This is a genomic window from Nostoc sp. (assembly GCF_036916655.1).
Taxonomy (GTDB): domain Bacteria; phylum Cyanobacteriota; class Cyanobacteriia; order Cyanobacteriales; family Nostocaceae; genus Nostoc.
The window spans coordinates 324,060-346,144 of sequence record NZ_JBALFY010000068.1; the positions used below are offsets into that span (position 1 = coordinate 324,060).

Consider the following 22,085-nt stretch of genomic DNA (forward strand, 5'->3'; position numbering starts at 1 on the left):
CCACACAGAGAGTAGCTCAATATTTTTTTAAGAGCCTTGGAAAAACTTTTAAAAAATTCATATTTTAAAATACACAAGCTTCATTTACACCACTACATAGTAGTGTGTAAACACGTATGAATATTTCAACAGTTATCTAGATACTTTTATTAAAAAATAAAAGTAGCCACTTCTGCGTGTCTTGATTAAGAAATATGGTTGAGTAACTGAAAAAGTTAACTGATGGGCATCACAAATGTAATATAGCACTACATTTCTAAAAAGACAAGGGTAATAATGACCAATTTCAGGGCGCTAGCTTTCATGAAAGAGGATCTTCAACTCTGGCGAAAGTAAAGATTGGTGCTGAATGTCCATGCTGTAGCGATCGCCCCAGCTATAAGCTATGGGCAATTTAGTGTGAGAATGTTGCTGTTGTAAGAATTTTTGGGAACTATAGGATTGTCAGACTAAAAAATTGTTAGTCAGTCCGACAATAAAATAGAGGTGACTTAGCTGCGATCGCCAGACGAAGAGTGAATAACTAACAAGAAGTTAAATCAATTTAAATACATGAATGAAAAGCCAGATATGAAAATACTTGATGAACCAGAAGACAATCTAATTTTAGTAGTTGATGATACTACTACAAATTTAGAAATTGTCTTTGATATATTAACTAATGTTGGCTTCAAAGTAATTACAGAAAATGATGGCAAGAGGGCGGTTCAAATTGTTGAAGATACACTACCTGACTTAATTTTATTAGATGTAATGATGCCAGGAATAGATGGATTTGAAACCTGTAAAATGCTGAAAGAAAATCCAGCTACTTGTGATATACCCGTAATTTTTATGACGGCAAATTCTGATACTGATAGTAAGGTAAAGGGTCTAAGTATCGGAGCAGTTGATTACATTACTAAACCTTTTCATGAAGAAGAACTATTAGCTAGAATTAAAACCCATCTTCAATTACGAAATCTCACAAAAACTTTAGAAAAACGAGTTGTAGAAAGAACAGCAGCCTTATCCAGGGCATTAAAAGACCTACAAGAGTCTCAACTCCAGCTTGTACAGACAGAAAAAATGTCTGCTCTTGGTCAATTAGTAGCAGGAGTTGCACATGAAATTAATAATCCAGTTGGTTTCATTCATGGCAATCTCGGACATGCTTCAGTATATTTTCAAGATATGGTTAACCTAATTGATCTCTATCAAAAGCACTATCCTAATCCGGTTATAGAAATTCAAGAGAAAATTACAGCAATAGATTTGAAGCATATACTTTCCGATCTGCCGAATTTAATTTCCTCAATGAAAGAGGGTGTTCAACGGATTCGCAACATTAGTACTAGTCTGAGAACCTTTTCTCGAGCAGATAGCGATCGCAAAGTTTCTTGCAACATTCATGATGGCATAGATAGCACTATCATGATTCTCAAACACCGCTTAAAAGCATCCGAGGATCGTCCTGATATTCAAATAATTAAAGATTACGATAAATTGCCAGACTTAGAATGCTTTATCGGACAACTAAATCAGGTATTTATGAATTTGTTAGCTAATGCTATTGATGCTTTAGAGGAGTCTAATCTAGGACGTACTTATCTTGAAATTGAAGCAGATCCCAATCAAGTTTTGATTCAGACTCTACTCACTGAAGATAAAAATCATATCTTGATTCGGATTAAAGATAATGGTGTGGGAATGTCGGCTGATATTCAGCAAAAAATCTTTGACCATTTATTTACTACCAAGCCTGTGGGTCAAGGTACAGGATTAGGACTGTCAATTGCCCGTCAAATTGTTGTCGAAAAACATGGCGGAACTCTAGAGGTAAATTCAGTATTAGGAAAAGGTTCAGAGTTTATCATCAGGCTTCCCATTTAAAAATCAGAGCAAATCGCATTCATCAACATTATAAGTAAATTTATGTTCAAGGTAGTAGTAGGTCACAGTAACGATCCAGATTCTCTATCAGCAGTTGATGAAGTTATTCTGCAATGTGCTAGTTCTCTTGCAGGAGATATACCAAAAGCTGGAATTCTTTTTGCTGCAATTGACTTTGAACATGCTCTCATTTTGCAGCGAATTTATCAGGCTTTTCCCGGTATTGAGTTGATTGGTGGAACAACAGATGGAGAAATTTCTTCAGTTTTAGAGTTTCAGCAGGACTCAATCACCTTGATGTTGTTTTGCTCAGACGAAGTTGAAATACATGCAGGAATTGGACGCAAAGTTTCAAGCGATCCAATTAGTGCAACTAAACAAGCTGTGGAGCAAGCTAAAGCAAAAAGTACCGCACCCCCAAAGCTATGTTTAACTCATCCAGAGAGCCTCACAACTAGTGGTATCTCTATATTAAATGGCTTAAAGCTAGCTCTTGGTGAATATATACCGATATTTGGTGGTTTGGCTGGCGATCAGTCAAGATACCAAAGTACATATCAATTTTTTCAAACAGAAGTATTAAGTGATTCTGTACCAATTTTACTTTTTTCCGGCACAATATTGTTTTCCCACGCTGTTGCAAGTGGTTGGCATCCTATTGGTCAAACAAGCAAAGCTACTAAGGTAGATAAGAACATAATCTATGAAATAGATGGCAAGCCAGCTTTAGATTTTTATCATCATTATTTAGGTTCGCTTCCTCCTTCAATGGAATATCCACTAGCAGTATTCGATCAAAATGGAGACAATTTTTATATAAGAGCGCCTATTGCTTATAATCAAGAATCTGGTAGCATCACCTTTTTTGGAGATATTCCCGATCAAGCAGTTATTCAAATTTCAGAAGCAGATCATGAGGATATTTTGGCAGCATCGAAGGCGTCATTCATGAATGCTTTAGATAATTATCCAGGTGCAAAACCAAGTGCTGTTTTGTTTTTTTCATGTGTAGCTCGCCGGCAAATACTTGGTACTAGGGCACAAGAAGAGTATCAAAATACAAAACTTTTTCTAACTGACTATTTACCTGCCTGTGGATTTTATTCTTATGGAGAGATTGCTCCTATAGATCGAACTAGTCAGACGCAATTCCATAATGAAACTTTTGTAACTTTAATTTTGGGAACTTGGTAAAAAGTGATGGAAATATTGGATTATCAACAAGAAATTAGGGAACTAAAAAAAGCGAATAGAATTATCCAAAAAAAATTAGAGCGTTCTGAATCAGACCGAATAAAACTCGAAGATACAAATAAAAAAAAATAATTTCTGCTCAAAAAAGTAATTGATGAGTTAAATGAATATCAATACAAATTAGAAGAGAGAGGAAATGAACTAGAAACAATGCTTCTTAATCTTCAAATAATGCAAAATAAGATGTCTACTTTGGGAAGTCTTGTTGCAGATGTAGCTCATGAGATTAATAACCCAGTTGGGTTTATAGCAGGTAATCTGACTCCAGCTAAAGAGTATATTCAGAATTTGTTACATCTCATTAACCTCTATCAGCAAACCTATCCTAAAGCATCTCAGGAAATTGAGGAAACAATTCAATTAATTGATCTGGAGTATGTGCGCGACGATCTACCTAAACTCATTTCCTCAATGAGAGAAGGCACTGATCGTATTTCCAACATTAGCAATAGTCTCCGAACTTTCTCTAGAGCAGATACAGAACAAAAAGTTCTGTTTAATATTCATGAAGGTATTAATAGTACTCTGATGATTCTCAAGCACCGTTTGAAAGCTAATAAAATTCGTCCTGCTATTGAATTAGTTCAAGATTATAGAGAATTACCCCTGGTTGAATGCTTTCCAGGACAACTAAATCAGGTATTTATGAATCTATTGGCAAATGCTATTGATGCTTTAGAAGAGTCTAATTATGGACTGAGTTTTGATGAGATTAAGCTAAATCCTAATCAAATTACTATTCATACTGCTTTAACTGAAGATAACAATCATGTCTCGATTCGGATTCAAGATAACGGGGTGGGAATATCGGCTGATGTTCAACAAAAAATGTTTGACCATTTATTCACAACTAAACCTGTGGGGAAAGGAACAGGATTAGGATTATCAATTGCTTACCAAATAATTGTCCAAAAACATAAAGGATCTCTAGAAGTAAATTCTGTGTTAGGAGCGGGTTCTGAATTTATAATCACTATTCCTATTTTTTAAAGTAGTAATTATATTAGTTATTAAAATTAATTTTAGTAAAAATAAATTTTAAATGCGATCGTAGATCATCACAGTATAATAATTTTTAACATAGACGTAGAGCGACTTGCTATAGCTACCGCATTCGCATTAGCGCCTCCCTTTCTGGTGTACACACAAGTCTTTTTCACCCTTTCTAGCCCCTCCTTGGTAAGGGGAAGAACCGGATATTCTCCCCTTAACAAGGAGGGATTAAGGGGGGTAAATCTAGGGTCTGGGCTTCATTACCAAGATGTTTGTACATCATAGTTCCCAAAGGGTGAGGCTAACGCCAAGGGAGAAGGATGCAAAGAAAGAAAAGTAACAGAAGTTTAACTGAAGTGTATTGTCTTACGAGCAAAAGCAAGTATCAAATTCTCTGAAGAAAGTGATTAAGCAGTTACTTTAGATGTATTTTTGGGAACTCTATAACTATAGTTCCAAGATTATTTCCTCAAAACTTATGAGTAATGCACTTGACCACTCGATAGCTACCCTTAATCTTTCTTTAGAACGCGATATATTTTTACGTACATTAATTAGAGAATTATCTGGCACTTTACAGGATGTAGTTGGCTTAAAAGAAGCTTCGGGATTTATTAGCGTAGTTGGTGAAAGAATGGGTAGGCAACTTGACCAAGATTATAAATCTGCCCTGGAAGTTTCCAGCCTTTCTCGTAAACAAGTGGCTGATGTCTTGATTGATTTAAAAAAACGAATCCAGGGCGATTTTTATGTCATTGAGCAGAATGATGAAAAAATTGTCTTTGGCAACCGCGTTTGCCCATTTGCCGAAAAAGTACTTAATCGCCCTGCTATGTGTATGATGACTTCAAATGTCTTTGGGACGATCGCAGCTAATAACCTGGGATATGCGAAAGTAGAATTGCAAGACACCATAGCCGAGGGTGCTTCTGGATGTAGAGTTATTGTTTACTTAAAACCTACAGAAGAAGCAGAAGATGCAGAAGGTCGAGAATACTTTCGGGGACTGGAATCTGTTTAAATCCTTAAATACTAAACCAACCCCAGGATATAAACTTGAGTGCAGATATCTAAAGTAGAGTTGAACCCTGAAATTGGAGGCCTCATGACTCCTGAACAATTTCTTGAACTTGCCAGAGTTTTACCAGAACCTTTACTGCTGGTAAGTGGAGAGGGTCAGTTGTTAGCTACCAATCAACCAGTCGCAGATATGTTGGGGTTACGCCGTCAAGAACTGCGGGGAAGAATGCTCTTTGAACTTGTAACTGAGTCTAACAACGATGTTGTAAAGTATCTGCAAGCCTGTTCAAGTAGCAGGGAAATGGTGATTGGCTCTTTGACTTTACGAAAAAATGATGGACAAAACTTAATATGTCGTAGTCAAGGAGCAGTGATTCAACCTTGGTCTGCGGAATCTTCAGCTTTAATTCTCTTACGCTTGGAAAATAGAGTTGTAGCTAGCAGTAATTTTGTTCTGTTGAACGAAAAAATTGATGAGTTAGCTAAGGAAGTGCAAAGACGTAAACAGGCGGAGGAAGCACTTAAGAAAGCTAATCAAGAGCTAGAAGTTCGGGTTGAGGAACGCACAACTGATTTACAAGAAACACTAAACGAACTACAACTTACCCAAACTCAGCTTATCCAAGCTGAGAAAATGTCTAGCTTAGGTCAGATGGTCGCTGGTATTGCCCATGAAATTAACAACCCCGTGAGTTTTATTCATGGAAATCTTCACCATGCCCATAAATATACTCAGGATTTACTAACATTGGTGCAAATTTATCAACAAATTTGTCCAAATATTCCTCCAGAAGTCCAAGCAAAAATAGAAGAAATAGACTTAGATTTTCTGATTCAAGATATAACTAAACTCTTCGAGTCAATGAAAGTAGGAACAGAACGCATTCAGGAAATTGTTAAATCGCTACGTAACTTTTCCAGACTTGATGAAGCAGAGTTTAAGCAAGTTAATATTCACGAGGGAATTGATAGTACTTTAATGATTTTAAAGCATCGTCTGCAAGCTAGGCACGAGTACCCAGAAATCAAAGTTATCAAAAATTACAGTCAATTACCCAATGTAACTTGCTACCCTGGTCAACTCAACCAAGTATTTATGAATATTCTTACTAATGCAATTGATGCCCTAGAGTTATTGGCTAACAGTGGTCATTGGTCAGCCGTAAACCCACAAATTACTGACAATCAACAACTCGCAGATAATAATCCTAAAATTCAAATAAAAACTGAGTTAATCGATCAAAAGTGGATAGAAATTACTATTGCTGATAATGGTTTAGGAATAAATGAACAAGTTGTTTCAAAGCTATTTGATCCTTTTTTCACCACTAAATCTGTGGGTAAAGGTACTGGACTAGGGCTATATATAAGCTATCAGATTATAGTTGAAAAACATAAAGGACAACTTAACTGTTTTTCTGTTCCAGGAAAAGGTGCAGAATTTGTAATTAAGATACCTGTTAGTTCTGTATCATAAAAATATAAGAATTTAGCACCCAAAAGTCAGAAATTATCAGTAATTTAGAATAATTTGTATATTTATTCATCAATTCTGAATTCTAACTATTTTAAATTGAAATGAAAAACACCTGTCTACTAATTAGCAAACAGGTGTGTCTTTGAGTACGAAGTTTCGTTGAGACTCGGTTAAATCTTAGCAGCAGAATCAACTGATGGTTGAGACTGACTAATCGAATCTAACTTTGGCAAAAGCACTAGATTTTGTGCTTTTACATTATTGTTGATTGTTGCTTGCAAAAATGGGGTATTTGAGATGGAATTGTTAGCCAATGTAAACAGGGGATTTGACAAAATCCCTGCTACAGTAGTGGCAATTAATGTTACCACCAAACCGACCTGCAAAGGTCTTAACCCAGGTAAATCCCAACGCACTTGGGGATAATTCTTCACTGCGTCGGACATTTCATGGGGTTCTTTAACTACCATCATTTTAACTACGCGAATGTAGTAGTAGATGGAGACGACGCTGGTAACTAAGCCCAACAAGACTAACCAATAAAGTCCTGCTTGCCAACCTGCCCAGAATAAGTAAATCTTGCCGAAAAACCCAGCTAATGGGGGGATACCACCCAAGGAAAGCAGGGAGATACTCAAGGCGAGTGTTAGGAGTGGGTCTTTTTGATATAAGCCAGAGTATTCGGCAATCTGGTCGGTTCCCGTGCGTAGTGAGAACAGAATGATGCAGGTAAAGCCGCACAGGTTCATGAATAGATAGACCAGTAGGTAAAATACCATACTGGCATAACCCGCCTGTGTACCAGCAATCAAGCCAATCATCACAAACCCAGCTTGGGCAATGGATGAATAAGCTAGCATTCGTTTCATGCTGGTTTGGGCTAGGGCGACTACGTTACCCAAAATCATGCTGAGAACGGCTAGAGCTATGAAGACAAACCTCCACTCGTTAGCAACAAGGGGGAAGGCTGTTGTTAGCAAGCGGATGGCTAGGGCAAACCCAGCTGCTTTGGAACCGACAGATAAAAAGGCGATGACTGGGGTGGGAGCGCCTTCGTAAACGTCTGGTGTCCACTGGTGGAAGGGTGCGGCGGAGATTTTGAAGCCAATCCCGGCGATCGCAAAAACTAGGGCAATCACTAAACCTAAAGATTGTCCCACTTTCGCTGTGGCAATGCCATTAGCGATCGCACTAAGTTCAGTTTGTCCTCCAGATAGTCCATACAGCAGGGATACACCGTACAAAAATATTGCTGTACTGGAAGCTCCAATTAACAAGTATTTCAGCGCCGCTTCGTTGGAGCGGGGGTCACGCTTGGTATAACCTGTCAACAAGTAAGAGGAGATACTCAGGGTTTCTAGGGAGATGAAAATCATCACCAACTCACTAGCCCCGGATAAAAACATCCCTCCCAAAGTAGCACTCAGCAAAATAGCGATGAATTCGGCTAAAGCAGTGCCACTCTGCTCAACGTAGCGAATTGACATCAGTATAGTGGCGATCGCAGACAAGGCAATAATACCGCGAAAGACAATACTCAGGTCATCACTGTTAAAGCTGCCGGTAAAACCGATGGGATTAGGAGAGTCCCATTGAAAGTATAGGGCGACAATCGAAGCAAATAAACCTGCGATCGCTAGATATCCAATCCAGCGCGCGGATGTACGCCCCAAAATCAAATCAACTATCAAAACCCCCAAGAGGGTGAGAATAACAATCCCCTCTGGCAAAATCGTTCCAGCGTTTAGCTGGGATGCAATATTAGCAAAATCCATGAGATGTATAGGTTTTGGCGATTAGACATTAAGGCTAACTCTGTTCACTCTAGCAAGTTTTCTAATCCCCGGACTAGCTCTTTTAACAAGAGCTTAACAGCTTGGGTGCAAATGGCGATGTCTCCAAGATTTGCGGCTTCCCGCAGGGTATTGCCCCTACTTAATCTTGATTACATAAATAATAATGCCGCAGGTGCGATCGCTATGTACAAAAAGCTCATTAATAATTAATAAGGGCATAGCAATGTTTATTGGTGTCAACTTAACGTGAAACCGCTCGTCCGCCGGGAATTGAAATTCCCGTCTCATAGCTAAAGTCATCTGAAGATGACTAAATATCACCAAAAATTTCCAGTCTACTTCAGTAGACTTAAGCTAAAAGCCAAAGAAATTTATTTCCGGGCGGGCATGGAAGCCAACAGATAAGCTATTTCCAGCTTAAGTTAACACTAATAAGCATTGCTGTGCCCCTACAATATTCATAACTCCTAACTTTATCAAAAACCGACAGATGGCAGCTTGCCTTGTAACGACTGAAATTTAGACTGAACACAGTTGGCACAATTGCAACCAACTCCATCAATAATCGGATTAGATGTTTGAATCAAATTTGGTGTTGCCAGATCGGGAATTTGTTGTGTAGATACTACCGCCATAATTTGGGTAGCGGATAAGGATTTCAGGCTGGATGCGTTTGCTGGATTGACTATCAGCAGCATGGATACCAAAAAGGCGGGAAAGGCAAGTAAAATCAGTTTGACTATGTTCATAATTTACACAAAGATAGCTTTGCTGATACAGCATAGCTAATAAATTGCCCAGCTTCAATTTTAATTACCAACTATTACTTAACTACGCCCAAATCCTTGACCCCGCAAAACCTTTGACCAAATAACTAATTCACCCTGTTCACCACCTGCGGCCAATAACTTACCTTGGGGATGCCAAGCTAGGCTAGAAAATCCTGCTGAGACACCTGTGATAATTTGGGATACTTCCTTGGCTTTGTTCCACAAACACAACCAGCCGTCAGCCGCCGCAGAAGCGAGAAGGAAGCTTTTAGGTGCAAAGGCGATCGCATTGATCACACCTACATGATTTGTTAATACTCGCGCTTCCCAGCCTAAAGTATCATCCTCTAGCTTTTCCCACACCACAATACCTTCAACGCTAGAAGATGCTAGTATTGGCGCACCTACTTTGGTCATAGCTTCTGACCATGCCAATTGGCGAATTTTACCAGGGAAGCCGCGCATCACCCAAGGGTCGGGGTTGTTCCATTCCAAAACGGTGACACTACGATCCATATTGCCTGAAGCGAGGAATTTACCATCGGGCGACCAAGCCATCGCTACACTGACAGTAGTCATATCTAAGCTGTATGGTTCTTCATCCCAGTTTTTACTATGCCAAATCTTGACTCCCTTGTAACCACTAATGGCTAAGTATTGTCCATCAATGCGCCAATCTATACCTAATACTGAAGAGTTATCGAAATTCAGCGTCACGATAACTTCGCGAGTATCTGCATCCCAAACTTGGACGTAACGCCCCAAACTAAAAGCCAGTTGGTTACTGGTATAATTCCAAGCTAGCTTGTCAACCCATGCGGGGGCATTTTCTAACGTGGCGATTAATTCAGTGTCGCGCCAAATTTTTACTTGTCCATCTTGTCCACCAACGGCTAAAAATTTTCCATCAGGCGAAAAGGCGAGACAGTCTACTGATTTACCGTTAACAGTTTGTAAGGTTGTGAGTTCGCCATCATTCCACAAAACTACTTCCCCGGCGGCAGAAGTTGCTGCTAAAGTTTGACCTTGTGGCGACCAAGCGATCGCAGTTACATAATCTGAAAGTGTTCCTGAATAATGTTGTTCAAATTCCTTAGATTTGGTTGTGGAGTTCATATTTGTAAAGGGGAGTGGGGAATGGAGAATGGGGAATAGATGGAGAATGGTAAATTCCCTACTCCCTACTCCCCACTCCCTATTTAAGCAAGACAAGCGAGAAAATCTTGCTTGAGTTGGGCTGCATCAAGATTACGACCGATGAAGACTAGTTCGTTTTTGGGGGTTTCGCTTGGTTTCCAGGGGCGATCGGGTTTGCCATCAAAGATCATGTGTACTCCTTGGAATACAAATCGATTATCTTCTCCCGCAATATTTAAAATACCTTTCATCCGAAAGATATCTGGGCCTTGGGTACGCAGTAACTCGGAAATCCAAGCGTTTAACTTTTCTCCATCAACTGCACCCGCTTCTACTAAAGCCACAGAATAGACAGTTTCATCGTGTACGTGGGCATCTTCGCCCAAGAAATCTGGATCAATTTCTAATGCCCGTTCTAAATCAAAGGCTTTTACACCTAATAAAGCATCCATTCCGAGTTCAGAATTTTGGGTGCGGTAGATTTTTGCGATCGCATTCATCGCCCGAATCCGTTTTTCTAATTCATCCAATTCTCCCGGCGCTACCAAATCTGTTTTATTAAGTAAAATTACATCGGCAAAGGCAATCTGTTCCTGTGCTTCATCGGCATCCCAGTGCTGCCAAATATGCTTGGCATCTACAACTGTCACCACCGCATCTAAAGACAGTTGGCTTTGCAAATCTTCATCAACAAAAAATGTCTGAATCACTGGTGCTGGATCGGCTAATCCAGTTGTTTCAATTACTAAATGGTCAAATTTATCACGCCGCTTCATCAAATTGCCAATGATGCGAATTAAATCTCCGCGCACTGTACAACAGATACAGCCATTATTCATTTCAAAAATTTCTTCATCTGCATCGATAATCAATTGATTATCAATACCCACTTCCCCAAATTCATTAACAATCACAGCAACTTTTTTGCCGTGTTCGTAGGTGAGGATGTGATTGAGTAGAGTCGTTTTACCTGCTCCCAAATAGCCAGTCAGAACAGTAACGGGAACTGAATTGTTGATTACGTCAGCCACCATACTCTAAATTCCCCTTATCTCACCTTATGGATAATCAATTATCACATATCATAAATCTTTTTATATTTTTGTGCGAACTTGCTGTTATTTTGGCTTTCAGGAAAATCATCACATAATTTAATCTAGAAATATTTTATTTTTCTGCATCTGTAATAAGTCATAAATATTCACAAATTTGTTAGCCTGATAGGAATATTACATACAAACAAAACTACTCCTTTGGAGAACTCTTAGAGTAGCCACAGAAACTTCTACAGACTTATCGAAATTTGCAGGTAGAGCTATGCTGTTTGTTCTTTGCAATTTCTATAAAAGATAAAAGCGGCAAAACTAACAAAGGCAATAGCTATAAATATTGAAGAATATTTCCCTCTACTGCGGTTACTCAAATTAAGTCCAGGGAAAATAGTCCAGTAACTATCGGCAATGGCAACTCCTTGCTTCTCTAACCACGTTCTCACTTCTCCTTCTCCACCCTCAGTCACAAATCCACTCACTGTTACTGTTTCACTTTTTGGATCTTCGTGAATATACTCTTCAATATCACCCTTCTCTAATGAAATAATCAAATTAACCGGGGTGTTAGACTGAGAATTCTCTCTCAATGCAATATAGACTTTGGGTATTCTATTGCCCTTTTGTGTTACTAAGGCATTGGGATCTGGATAGCCCGAAATATTGGCATAAAAACTGCGTTCAGCAATTTTGCCGGAACTTAGTTGAGCGATGGTAATCGTACCGATATCTTTACTGAATGATTGCGCTAATGTAATATTTAGTGCAATCAACCCGATAATTAAAATAATTATCGGCATGAGGGCATTTTTTAGAAGTTGGTTACTTGTCAAATCATCAATTACATTCCACCTAGCAGAAAATTCTTTATCTGGATTTTGACTTTGAACTCGATTGCGTAAATAAGTCCCTAAAAATATAATTGGAAGATTAAGGATCATTAAACTTACAGCTTGCCACTGCTTACCAAACAGACTCATCTGCATTTCTCCCAAAAATTTAACTGGGCCAGTATAGTGAAAGTCCCAATATATTGTCAGTGCAAAATATGCACAATACACTAGAGATAAATATTTTAATTTTTGATTGTTACTCATTTTTCAAATTTTGATTGGCCCTCACTTTTTAACCTAATAGAGATTAAACTGAGATCCGTACTCAAACGGAAATAGGGGCAGATATAGCAGTGAATAGATCGCTAATTTCACACCATTTACTACATCGCCCTTAGCTTTAGTAGCGTCCTAACCACAATCTCAAGGATATAGAGAAGAATTAAATATTACTGGTACCGGGTAAAATTTAAAACCTCTCTCCTAAAAGGAGAAAGGTCAGAGTCTATTGCATACAAACGATAAGTGCTATGCAATAATAATTATCGCAAACAAGAAAATTATACTTTGATGGATAAGTGAGGATTTAATTTTCAGAAGAAAACAAAAAATCTTGAACTACTTCTAAAACAACTGCTGGGTATTCTTCATGCAGTCCCAAAGAACCAGGGATAACAACACTTCTCACTCCTGGTAAGGCTACCAAAGCATTCATTTCTTCTCGTGATTTAGGCGGGCTAGATTCCCCAATTACTACCATGAGCGGTACGGTTAAAGACTTTACAAGTTCTAAAAAATCAGATTGTTCGCGTACAGCATCAAGATTACCAGTTACAAAGGCAGCAGAAGCAAATCGCGCTCCTGGTTGTTGAGTCGTCTGCCACTTCTTCTCAATGAAACTGGGTGTAATTTTAGCCGCGTCAGTAAAGACATGGCGACGGTACATAAAACTTAAGAAAGATTGGGTAGTGTTGAGTTTGTAGAGAGCTTGACCAAGTATAGGCGATCGCACCAATCCTCTCACAAAGCCAGCTATTTGCTGACTTGCCCCCATTGTCGGCAAAGGCCCACGCCAAGTAGGAGCTAACAATACAATCTTTGAGAAAGCAGCCGATTTCACAGCTAATTGTAAAACGTAACTAGCAGCATGACCAGCCGCTACTACAGTAACAGGAGTATTAAAAACAGCTTTGACAAAATCTTCCAGAAAGTGCTGATATATTTCCGGTCGATAATTCAAGCTAGGGCGTGGAGATTCACCAAATCCAGGCCAATCTATGGCTACCACTTGAAAATTGGAAGCTAGTAACTTGGCAAGTTCGCCGACTTCCAAACGTGTCGAAACACTGCTGAAAGATGGTAATAGCAATAGCGGTGAACCTTTACCAAGAGTTTCATAAACAACGCGCAATTGTTGGTTTTCCCAATTCCAGAGATATTCTTGAACTACTCCACCAAAGCTAATACCAGTAGAGGTAGATAATAAATTTGTTGACATGACACTAAATTTTGGTATTTGTACGTTATTTGTCCTTTGTCAGTTGTCCTTTGTCCTTTGCAAATGATTAATGACAAATGACTAATGACAAATGACCAAGTTTAGTTAGGCAAATCTAACTTACATTCCAATGCTTTTTTTTGCATGGTTTTAAAAATGTTGTAAAACCCATTAGCACGGGAAGGTGTCAGGCTAACATTTAAACCTGTTTCTTGAATAAAATCTGGGGTAAGTTGGACAATCTCAGTTGGCGTTAATCCCTGCAATCCTTCAACCAGCAGCCCTACTAATCCTTTAGTTAACTGGGAATCGGAATCACCCTGAAATATAACCTTACCGTCATCTAAGGCTGCGGTGATATAAACTTGAGACACGCAACCAGGAACTTTATTTTCGGGTAATTTATCGGTTTCTGGGAACTCATTGAGCTTCTGAGCATACCAGATTAGCTGTTCGTAGCGCCGCTTCGGTTCGGAAGCGCGTTGAAAGCGCTGGACAATTTTAGCTAGCGCAGGTGGCAAAGAATCTAGAGTTGAGGACATAACAGAAGCAGCAAACGATCGGTATCACTTTGAGTGTAAATTATCTTTAGAGCGATCGAGTTGCCATATCAGCTAGTTATAACAACCATCATTGATTATAACTTGTCAAATTCAGACAATTACTGCGTAGGCGCAGCCCAACCTAGGCATCGCATTCACATCGTTCAGATTTTTTAAGGCATCTAATGACAAAAACTTAATTTTTTTATAAGCAAGTTTTAAAAGTAAGCTGATAAAAGCTCTAATTGCATTAATATATACTTTTTATATTACGTAAGTATGAGCGATGGGTGTAATTTATGTGTCGTTTGATTTAATTGAGATTTTGAACGCTCCTATCTCCTAAAGGTACGCATCAGGTGACTAGTACCGCAAGGCGGAATTAAAAATTAAAAATTAAAAATTAAAAATGAATACAGCGTAAGAGTTTCGTTGATTTACGCCGTGTTGTACTAGTGTTAAGGCGATGTCTAGGTTGGGTGCATTTACGCGATTATAAATCAGGAGTCAGAATACAGAATTCAGAATACTCTACCCATAACCGCTTCGCTATTACCCACTCCTACAGAATTCAATACTGAATTCTGACTCCTGAGTTCTGAATTATTCTTACAAAATTAGCTGCAAGTAGATTAACTAAGCAGCTAGATAATAATCGATAATTAAAAATTAAAAATCAAAAAAAATTCTGATTTTTAATTTTTAACTTCTCTCCCTGACAGATTAATTCGTAGTTTGTGCAGCTAGCATCTGCTTCAGCTTTTCTAATTCCGAAGCCCAACGAGGATCTGGACGAATAGCGTCTGAATCGGTAGTTGTGGTACTGCTTTCGCGAGAACCGCCGCCACCGCCGCCACGACGAGGCTTCTTAGAACTTTTCTCACGGCGGCTACCTTCTCTGCTGGGGCTAGGAGTCGGGGTACTACTACTAGCAAGAGTAACTGGTTTAGGAGCTTGCTCCTCGCCCTCTTCACCCTTAGTCCGAGGTAATGCCTTCTCTAGCTTAATGGGAGTGTCTTTGAACAGCTGACCATTATATTTTTCAATGATTTCGTCAGCTTGTTCGTCGTTGTTGACTGTCAGAAAACCGAAACCACGGCATTTGCCAGTTTTACGGTCTTTAATTAATTTAGTAGTTACAGCATCACCTTCTGCTGCAAAAACTGCTTGCAGATCTTGACGATCTATTTCATCTTTAGGCAGATTACCTATATATAGGCGAACGGACATGAACTATACCTCCAGAGTTAAATGAACATGGCAAGGCGAGAAAACAATCACTTGGCTTAGGCTTTTAACTTTTAAATAGATGCTATTGACCAAGACTGCCATCAACCAATTTTTTTGCTCGAAACTATCAACCTATACAACAATACAGTTTTTCGTCGGGATCAAGCTTGTTTAATCAAAAGGCTCACACTATGGTGAGCTAATAACACCTTAATTCTAAGAATTGTAAATTTAATAGCCTAGTGCCTGCTAAAGTACACGCTTTCTTCCATGCTCTTTTTCGCAGAATCAAATACCATTCCCTACATTACCACGGTATTTTCTACGTAGCTAGTTTAGCGCATATATTTCTGACATTAGTATTACTGCATCGTAACATGAAACACATTTTTTTATTCAAGAGAGCATATTTTGAGACAAAAACCAGCCATTGGCTGGTTAGTTTTCTGCTGTGTTGGGAGGATAAAAGGTATGAAGCAGGGGAAAAAGCATCCGAATTAATAACTAAGCAGTAGTGCTGAGTTATATCGGCTGCTATTGTTTGTGTGAATAAATGTAACACTTGTAAAGAAAACCTGCAACTTTTGTTTACATTCCAATTTGTCCTTTGTCATTTGTCCTTTGCTAATGACCAATGACTAATGACTAACCAGTAAGAAAAACGTATGCGCCCCAAGCCTGTGCTGCAACTGCTAAAAAAGTAGACCAAATGGGATGAGGGCTATGAATGGTTTTACCACTTTGAGTTTGTAGGGTTTGAATATCAATCCAAGGTGTTGCTCCTCGCCGGAACCAACCTGTGACGATAATTTGCCTACCAATTAAATCTTGGTGATTGACTGACTGTCCTAGCCAAGAAATGTGGTGTAATTTCACCAAACCTGCACTGGATTGGAAGATTAAATCTTGCGCTAGGGAGTTGCTAGTGCCTTGACGACCTAATAATTTGCCCACCAGACGCACGCTGATGCTGTCAATGGGTAAGGCAGAAGGGTCAGATAATAGGTTGGGTAAGCTGTCATCAGTTTGCACAGTGGCAGGTTTAATATCCGGGAAGAAAGAATTAATCCGCACTACTGTACCGATGCTAAAGCCAATCAAAAGGCAGCCTGTAATGAAAGACCAATCTTCATAAATCCACTTTAGATTTAAAAACTTGAGTGCAAATGCTAGTTGCCAAGTTAGCCAGACTAAAGCTGCAAACAAAACCCCTAGAGGAATTCCCAACCAAGGAGCGATTTGTAATAAGAAAGACTGTCGCTTCACCTTTGATGGTTCACTAGCAAAATGTAGTTCGGTGTCTAGATGCCAGTGACGGGCTATTTGGCAGAGGCGTTCGATGCGATCGCCCATTAAAGGGTGGCTATTATTAATCGTAAACCATTGGCGATAGGGATTGGCAGTATCCCACTTCAAAAATGATTCAAAAGATAAATTGCTGGCAATAGTGCCCAAAGATAAACTCTGCTGGTGGCTAACTGGTGTCAGAAGATTTAAGCTTTCTAGTTGCCAACTTGTCTCTTCTTCTTTTTGGATGTCAGCGGCAACGCCAATGGCAATTTTAAGTAAAGCGCGAATTAGGGCATTGGGATTACCAGTAATTTCAGCGGCAACGCGATCGCTATAATAAAGCCGCAACCGCGACAACCACAATGCAGTTCCAGTCAGCAAACACCAAACTCCATAAATTAAAGTTGCCAGAATTGTCACCGGCCAGCGCCAAATTTTTGCTGATATTCTGTCGCCTAACTCCGACACTTGCTGATATAGCCGATGAATTGGTAGTGTCACCAGCAGTAACAAAGACATTACAGCAAAATCCCAGTGAGCAATATGCCCTAGCTGCGTGGCGTAAATAATGGCGATTTCATCATCTGCCAGTTGTTCTAATAGCCCTTGACTCACAACAATCCTGGCATTACGTGGTAAACTACCATAAGTCAGAATAATTGGTGCAGCCGTTGGTAAAATCCGCAGTTTGGGTAACGGCCAGTGGCGCTGTTGGCAACAACGTTGTAGCACCCGAACAGCTTCACGGCTATGAGCATTCAATACATCTTTAGAGAATTCTCGCTGACCATACAATTTCGCCAATAGCAGATCCAGCAACCACGGTGATACTGCAAGTAAAATCACCAATACTATTAGCAACAACTTAGTAGGGTCGCGATATAAAAGCTGCAACGGCTCCAGATAAGGAAGTTTGACTAAAGTCTGGTTGATGAATCCCATTGCTAATTTGAGCATTTCCCGTATTACCCAAAACAGGGCAATGAACGTTCCTGCTGACAGTAACCGTAAGGGAATTAATTTCGGTTTACGTAGTGGTTGCCATGCTCTGGCGCGTTGTGCTTGTCGCCAATAAATAACGCCAAATAGTTTAGCTTGAGTGCGGGTTACAGAACCCATGAAGCCGTTTAGTGATGTAGCCAGTGGAGGTGGGGGTGGTGGTGTCGCTACTGTAGCTTTGAGTTTAGGTAGTGGCACCATCGGCGGGGTTTCGTTGCTCTTGGTTTCGATGATTCGATCGTCTGGCTTTTCCTCTAATGTAGGAGTTTCTGGGGGAGTAACAGGGGTTGAATCTGGGGTTGAATCTGGATTTGAATTCTCAAAGGCAACAAATCCAGTTTCGACATTTTTTGATTCTTGCTCAGGTTTTTTACGTTTTGTCAGGTGTTCGAGAGCGCGTGTTGCCCACTCTTGAACTTGCGGATTGTTACTCTCAATGAGATTTTGGGAAATAGCGATCGCTTTGTGAACTTCGCCAGTGCGAGCAAAAGCCATCACTAAACCAACCTGGGCTTGTAGACTAGCAGTACCATTACTCTGGCTGCTAGCAATAGGTTCTAGTTGAGCGATCGCTGTTTGGTAATTTCCCTGCTTGAGGGCAACTAAACCAGCCTCCAAAGACGGTTTGGCATGTGAAGGCATACAAATTCTGGCACTCCAATCTCTTCTAAATGATCCACGTTTGTGCAAAAGCGCGAACCTCGGATGCCGTGGAAATCAACCGCGCTCAAGTTTTGCTTGTCAAGTGAACGATCAATATTGAATTCAGGAGCCAGTCACCAGAATTCAGTTGAATATTCTGTGAAAATAATTCTGAATTCTGAGTTCTGAATTCTGGATTCTTCTTCATTCTTCCACTGGTTGTTGACTAGAAAATACTGGAGCGATCGCGCTTAATTTTAACTCTGGATGGTCGCCTAATAACTGTTGACAATTCCATTCATTGCGGAATAGCAACACTGGGCGTCCCATACTATCTTTAACAGTAGTGGTATTGAAAATCCGTCCCACTTTTTCTAATGCTTCCCAACCACCCTCAACCCAACGGGCGACACTATAGGGTAATACCTCTAATATGGTTTCTACACCATACTCATTTTGTAAGCGAAACTGCACCACCTCGAATTGCAACTGACCCACCGCCGCCAAAATTGGATCGCGCTTGGCTTCATCAATTGAATACATAATTTGCACAGCACCTTCTTCGCGCAATTCCGCAACGCCTTTTTGGAATTGTTTAGACTTCGAGGGGTTGGGATTCCTCAGAGACGCGAACAGTTCCGGCGAAAAATACGGAATCCCTTCATATTCGAGCTTTTGTCCCGTGTAAATTGTATCCCCGATCGCAAAAACACCGGGATTGTTCAAACCGATCACATCGCCAGGATAAGCCACATCAATCGATTCTCGCTCTTGAGCAAAGAGTTTTTGCGGGCGAGACAGACGGATAAGTTTACCAATGCGGGCGTGATTCACCATCATATCTTTTTCAAACTTACCAGTGCAAACCCGGATAAATGCGACACGATCGCGGTGTTTCGGGTCCATATTTGCTTGCAGCTTAAAGACAAACCCCGAAAACTCCGGGTATGTGGGGGGAACTTCGCCAACACTGCTGATATGAGAGCCGGGTTTGAGGGCGTAGTCGAGGAAATACTTAAGGAATAACTCTACCCCAAAGTTAGTCATAGCGCTACCAAAAAACACAGGCGTCATTTTGCCTTCGTGTATCAACTGTAAATCTAGCTCTGGTCCAACTCCTTCTAACAGTTCCAGATCATTTTTCAGTTGGTGGTACAGACTTTGTTCTAGCTGTTCTTCTATTCTTGGATCGCCTAATTCGACTACCGTATCACGGGCTTCTCGGCTGCCGTGGGCGCTGCGTTCAAACAGGTGAATTTGTTGCTTGTGCCGATCAAAAACACCTTTAAAGCGATCGCCCATCCCAATCGGCCAGTTTACCGCATAGGTTTGCAATCCCAATTCTTGCTCAATTTCATCCAACAATTCCAGAGGTTCCCTTCCTGGGCGATCGAGCTTGTTGATAAATGTAAAAATCGGGATACCCCGCAACTTACACACTTCAAACAACTTACGGGTTTGGGGTTCCAAACCTTTTGCCGCATCAATCAACATCACGGCATTATCGGCGGCAGCGAGGGTGCGATAAGTATCTTCACTGAAGTCTTGGTGTCCGGGAGTGTCTAATAAATTGATCTGACAATTCCGGTATTCAAATTGCAACACCGTGGAGGTGATGGAAATACCCCGTTGTTGTTCCATCGCCATCCAGTCAGATGTAGCTTTGCGCTGTGCCCGTCGCGCTTTGACTGCCCCAGCTTCGTGAATTGCCCCTCCGTACAGGAGTAGTTTTTCTGTTAGTGTAGTTTTACCCGCATCGGGGTGAGATATAATCGCAAAGTTGCGGCGAAGTTCAACTGCTTGAATAAGTTCAGACTGAAGTTCAGTAGACATAAATGTATTTGTTTGTCAGCTAGCTTAATTTTTTTGACTCTGGTAAGTCTTTTAATCTTAAGACAACGATGCTCGTGATAGGGTCGTAGTGGAATCAACAATCTGATTAAATAGGAGAAAGCAATGTACGACACAGACAAGCGAAAGCTTCTATCTGCCTTGTCTCATGGAGCCATTTTTTTTAGTACAACGGTGATATCTGTAGGTATACCTATTGCCATACTGCTTGTATCTGACGATCCTGTTGTTAAAGAAAACGCCAGAGAATCCATCAATTTTCACTTTAATGTCTGGCTTTATGGAGGAATTCTGGGAGCGCTATTTTTTCTATTCGGTTGGTTAGTGTTACCACTATTATTGCTGGGGCCGCTAGCCGGTCTGGGATATATATTGCACTGGGGATTAACAATTTGGGCGCTCATCGGAGTTTTCAGCAATCCTGATATACCCTTCCGTTATCCTTATATTTTCCGGGTTTTTTAACACAAATTATCATTGGGAATGGGGTATTGATAATTGTCAGCTATTTGCTACCAAGTACAACATTTCATTAAATTAGTAGCAAATTCTCTGCGTGCCTCTGCGTTTACCTCTGTGCTACTTTGCGTTTTAAATTTTGAATTCTGAATTACTTCATGATGATGTTTTTTTTCCAGTCCGTCGGATAGGTGCAACCAAGCTGTAGAATACAAAATTGCCCCACAACTTGATTAAGAGTAGGGCAAAGGACAGTTAAGCACTGTTTGTAGTCTGTCTGACGGCAGGAAAATTTTAGCCTGCTTTTGTGACGCTTTATTTTGTGTCCATTTGCGTTGTTTTTCTTCATAAAATTTTATGTTTCCTACACATCGTCCCCGTCGTCTGCGTACTCATCCCCAACTGCGCCGGATGGTTCGTGAAACTGTTTTAACAACAAACGATTTAATCTATCCATTATTTGCCGTACCAGGTGAAGGAATCGCTAATGAGGTGAAATCCATGCCCGGTGTCTACCAACTTTCGGTAGATAAAATTGTCGAAGAAGCAAAAGAAGTGTATGACTTAGGAATTCCTTCGATTATTTTATTTGGGATTCCGGCTGATAAAGATGTTGATGCTACTGGTGCTTGGCATGATTGCGGTATCGTCCAAAAAGCAGCGACGGCAGTAAAAGCAGCAGTGCCAGATTTGGTTGTAATTGCTGATACTTGTTTATGTGAATATACTAGCCACGGCCATTGTGGTTATTTACAAACTGGTGATTTAACAGGACGAGTTTTAAACGATCCAACTCTGGAATTATTGAAGAAAACAGCAGTTTCTCAAGCCAAAGCCGGTGCTGATATCATCGCGCCTTCGGGAATGATGGATGGGTTTGTGCAAGCAATTCGTCAGGGTCTAGATGAAGCCGGATTTCAAGACACGCCGATTTTGTCTTATGCTGCGAAGTATGCTTCGGGTTATTATGGCCCATTTCGGGATGCAGCAGACTCGACGCCGCAATTTGGGGACAGAAGAACTTACCAAATGGACCCAGGTAACTCGCGCGAAGCAATTAAAGAGATTGAATTGGATATCGCTGAAGGTGCTGATATGCTGATGGTTAAGCCAGCCTTGGCATACATGGATATTATTTGGCGGGTGAAGGAAGCGAGTAACTTGCCAGTTGCAGCCTACAATGTTTCTGGTGAGTATGCGATGGTGAAAGCTGCGGCGCTCAATGGTTGGATTGATGAAGAGCGGGTGGTTATGGAAACTTTAACTGGGTTTAAACGGGCTGGCGCAGATTTGATTTTGACTTATCATGCCAAAGATGCGGCGCGATGGTTAAAGTAGGCTGGGCGATTGAGTAAGAGTTTAAGAAATCTCAC

18 protein-coding genes are annotated in these 22,085 nt (G+C 40.3%); 8 read left to right on the forward strand and 10 right to left on the reverse strand.

The window, feature by feature from the left end:
- Positions 1-552 precede the first annotated feature (552 nt).
- From V7L31_RS19575 to V7L31_RS19595, 5 genes are all read left to right on the forward strand, one after another.
- Positions 553-1,872, forward strand: a complete 1,320-nt coding sequence (locus V7L31_RS19575; RefSeq protein ID WP_334697774.1) for a hybrid sensor histidine kinase/response regulator — start codon at positions 553-555, stop codon at positions 1,870-1,872.
- Between the two features lie 42 nt (positions 1,873-1,914).
- On the forward strand, positions 1,915-3,066 hold the full coding sequence (locus V7L31_RS19580) for an FIST signal transduction protein (protein ID WP_334697775.1): 1,152 nt from the start codon (positions 1,915-1,917) through the stop codon (positions 3,064-3,066).
- A 210-nt stretch (positions 3,067-3,276) separates the two neighbouring features.
- Positions 3,277-4,116 (forward strand): sensor histidine kinase, encoded by an 840-nt coding sequence (locus V7L31_RS19585; RefSeq protein WP_442944456.1) that lies wholly within the window; start codon positions 3,277-3,279, stop codon positions 4,114-4,116.
- Positions 4,117-4,597: 481 nt separating this feature from the next.
- Positions 4,598-5,140, forward strand: coding sequence for a methanogen output domain 1-containing protein (locus tag V7L31_RS19590; protein ID WP_334697776.1), 543 nt, complete (start codon positions 4,598-4,600; stop codon positions 5,138-5,140).
- Positions 5,141-5,224: 84 nt separating this feature from the next.
- A complete protein-coding gene (locus tag V7L31_RS19595) occupies positions 5,225-6,616 on the forward strand; it encodes an ATP-binding protein (RefSeq protein ID WP_334697777.1) in 1,392 nt (463 codons plus the stop codon).
- 170 nt (positions 6,617-6,786) lie between these two features.
- Here the strand turns inward: V7L31_RS19595 and V7L31_RS19600 are convergent, their stop codons facing one another.
- Complete coding sequence (locus tag V7L31_RS19600) at positions 6,787-8,391, reverse strand: NAD(P)H-quinone oxidoreductase subunit N (RefSeq protein WP_334697778.1); 1,605 nt, start codon at positions 8,389-8,391, stop codon at positions 6,787-6,789.
- A 3-nt stretch (positions 8,392-8,394) separates the two neighbouring features.
- Between V7L31_RS19600 and V7L31_RS19605 the strand changes: the two genes are divergently transcribed.
- Positions 8,395-8,622, forward strand: a complete 228-nt coding sequence (locus V7L31_RS19605; RefSeq protein WP_334697779.1) for a hypothetical protein — start codon at positions 8,395-8,397, stop codon at positions 8,620-8,622.
- 266 nt (positions 8,623-8,888) lie between these two features.
- On the opposite strand, the gene V7L31_RS19610 is transcribed toward V7L31_RS19605, so the two are convergent.
- From V7L31_RS19610 to prfC, 9 genes are all read right to left on the reverse strand, one after another.
- A complete protein-coding gene (locus V7L31_RS19610) occupies positions 8,889-9,161 on the reverse strand; it encodes a hypothetical protein (protein ID WP_334697780.1) in 273 nt (90 codons plus the stop codon).
- A 78-nt stretch (positions 9,162-9,239) separates the two neighbouring features.
- A complete protein-coding gene (locus V7L31_RS19615) occupies positions 9,240-10,298 on the reverse strand; it encodes a WD40 repeat domain-containing protein (RefSeq protein WP_334697781.1) in 1,059 nt (352 codons plus the stop codon).
- 83 nt (positions 10,299-10,381) lie between these two features.
- A complete protein-coding gene (locus tag V7L31_RS19620; RefSeq protein WP_334697782.1) occupies positions 10,382-11,353 on the reverse strand; it encodes a CobW family GTP-binding protein in 972 nt (323 codons plus the stop codon).
- Between the two features lie 281 nt (positions 11,354-11,634).
- A complete protein-coding gene (locus V7L31_RS19625) occupies positions 11,635-12,363 on the reverse strand; it encodes a hypothetical protein (protein ID WP_334697783.1) in 729 nt (242 codons plus the stop codon).
- A gap of 424 nt (positions 12,364-12,787) precedes the next feature.
- Complete coding sequence (locus V7L31_RS19630; protein ID WP_334697784.1) at positions 12,788-13,699, reverse strand: alpha/beta fold hydrolase; 912 nt, start codon at positions 13,697-13,699, stop codon at positions 12,788-12,790.
- A 101-nt stretch (positions 13,700-13,800) separates the two neighbouring features.
- Positions 13,801-14,241, reverse strand: a complete 441-nt coding sequence (locus tag V7L31_RS19635) for a SufE family protein (RefSeq protein ID WP_334697785.1) — start codon at positions 14,239-14,241, stop codon at positions 13,801-13,803.
- Positions 14,242-14,964: 723 nt separating this feature from the next.
- Positions 14,965-15,471, reverse strand: coding sequence for an RNA recognition motif domain-containing protein (locus tag V7L31_RS19640; protein ID WP_179065953.1), 507 nt, complete (start codon positions 15,469-15,471; stop codon positions 14,965-14,967).
- 645 nt (positions 15,472-16,116) lie between these two features.
- Positions 16,117-18,402, reverse strand: a complete 2,286-nt coding sequence (locus tag V7L31_RS19645; RefSeq protein ID WP_334697786.1) for a M48 family metalloprotease — start codon at positions 18,400-18,402, stop codon at positions 16,117-16,119.
- 204 nt (positions 18,403-18,606) lie between these two features.
- A complete protein-coding gene (gene prfC / locus V7L31_RS19650) occupies positions 18,607-20,235 on the reverse strand; it encodes a peptide chain release factor 3 (protein WP_334697787.1) in 1,629 nt (542 codons plus the stop codon).
- Positions 20,236-20,358: 123 nt separating this feature from the next.
- On the opposite strand from prfC, the gene V7L31_RS19655 reads away from it, so the two are divergent.
- Both V7L31_RS19655 and hemB read left to right on the forward strand, forming a co-directional pair.
- Positions 20,359-20,718, forward strand: a complete 360-nt coding sequence (locus tag V7L31_RS19655) for a DUF4870 domain-containing protein (RefSeq protein WP_334697788.1) — start codon at positions 20,359-20,361, stop codon at positions 20,716-20,718.
- A gap of 351 nt (positions 20,719-21,069) precedes the next feature.
- Positions 21,070-22,050, forward strand: a complete 981-nt coding sequence (gene hemB / locus V7L31_RS19660) for a porphobilinogen synthase (RefSeq protein WP_334697789.1) — start codon at positions 21,070-21,072, stop codon at positions 22,048-22,050.
- The last annotated feature ends 35 nt before the right edge of the window (positions 22,051-22,085 follow it).

Excerpts from the sequence above, each read along its gene's own strand:
- hemB (WP_334697789.1), top strand. The coding sequence starts at position 21,070 with ATGTTTCCTACACATCGTCCCCGTCGTCTGCGTACTCATCCCCAACTG.
- V7L31_RS19595 (WP_334697777.1), top strand. The coding sequence starts at position 5,225 with ATGACTCCTGAACAATTTCTTGAACTTGCCAGAGTTTTACCAGAACCT.
- prfC (WP_334697787.1), bottom strand. The coding sequence starts at position 20,235 with ATGTCTACTGAACTTCAGTCTGAACTTATTCAAGCAGTTGAACTTCGC.
- V7L31_RS19615 (WP_334697781.1), bottom strand. The coding sequence starts at position 10,298 with ATGAACTCCACAACCAAATCTAAGGAATTTGAACAACATTATTCAGGA.
- V7L31_RS19580 (WP_334697775.1), top strand. The coding sequence starts at position 1,915 with ATGTTCAAGGTAGTAGTAGGTCACAGTAACGATCCAGATTCTCTATCA.
- V7L31_RS19620 (WP_334697782.1), bottom strand. The coding sequence starts at position 11,353 with ATGGTGGCTGACGTAATCAACAATTCAGTTCCCGTTACTGTTCTGACT.
- V7L31_RS19590 (WP_334697776.1), top strand. The coding sequence starts at position 4,598 with ATGAGTAATGCACTTGACCACTCGATAGCTACCCTTAATCTTTCTTTA.
- V7L31_RS19635 (WP_334697785.1), bottom strand. The coding sequence starts at position 14,241 with ATGTCCTCAACTCTAGATTCTTTGCCACCTGCGCTAGCTAAAATTGTC.
- V7L31_RS19610 (WP_334697780.1), bottom strand. The coding sequence starts at position 9,161 with ATGAACATAGTCAAACTGATTTTACTTGCCTTTCCCGCCTTTTTGGTA.
- V7L31_RS19640 (WP_179065953.1), bottom strand. The coding sequence starts at position 15,471 with ATGTCCGTTCGCCTATATATAGGTAATCTGCCTAAAGATGAAATAGAT.
- V7L31_RS19645 (WP_334697786.1), bottom strand. The coding sequence starts at position 18,402 with ATGCCTTCACATGCCAAACCGTCTTTGGAGGCTGGTTTAGTTGCCCTC.
- V7L31_RS19655 (WP_334697788.1), top strand. The coding sequence starts at position 20,359 with ATGTACGACACAGACAAGCGAAAGCTTCTATCTGCCTTGTCTCATGGA.
- V7L31_RS19585 (WP_442944456.1), top strand. The coding sequence starts at position 3,277 with ATGCTTCTTAATCTTCAAATAATGCAAAATAAGATGTCTACTTTGGGA.
- V7L31_RS19605 (WP_334697779.1), top strand. The coding sequence starts at position 8,395 with ATGTATAGGTTTTGGCGATTAGACATTAAGGCTAACTCTGTTCACTCT.
- V7L31_RS19630 (WP_334697784.1), bottom strand. The coding sequence starts at position 13,699 with ATGTCAACAAATTTATTATCTACCTCTACTGGTATTAGCTTTGGTGGA.
- V7L31_RS19600 (WP_334697778.1), bottom strand. The coding sequence starts at position 8,391 with ATGGATTTTGCTAATATTGCATCCCAGCTAAACGCTGGAACGATTTTG.
- V7L31_RS19575 (WP_334697774.1), top strand. The coding sequence starts at position 553 with ATGAATGAAAAGCCAGATATGAAAATACTTGATGAACCAGAAGACAAT.